The sequence below is a fragment of the Methylobacterium sp. E-005 genome (assembly GCF_022829725.1).
GTDB lineage: Bacteria > Pseudomonadota > Alphaproteobacteria > Rhizobiales > Beijerinckiaceae > Methylobacterium.
The window spans coordinates 1-313 of sequence record NZ_JAKSYG010000165.1 but is presented as its reverse complement, the minus strand read 5'-3'; the positions used below and the strand labels follow the sequence as shown (position 1 = coordinate 313).

The 313-nt window shown below is 60.4% G+C and carries 1 pseudogene; it reads left to right on the top strand.

From position 1 onward, the window contains the following. Nucleotides 1-313, top strand: a pseudogene (locus tag MKK88_RS18025) (transposase); the annotation flags it as partial.

Below are 313 nucleotides of genomic sequence, written 5' to 3'. Positions count from 1 at the left end.
GTTGCTAAGCTGCGGCAGGTCGATGTCTTGATCTCGCAGGGTCGCAAGGTTGCCGAAGCAATCCGGTCAATCGAGGTGACCGAGGTCACATACTACCGCTGGCGGTCCGAGTACGGCGGCTTGAAGGGTGATCAGGTCAAGCGGCTGAAATCTCTGGAGACCGAGAACCAACGTCTTCGTAGGGCAATCTCGGATCTGACCTTGGAGAAGCTCATCCTGAAGGAGGCCGCCTCGGGAAACTTCTGAGCCCGGCTCGCCGCCGGGCCTGTGTCGACTTCGTCGTTGCCGAGCACGGTGTGTCCGAACGCTTCGC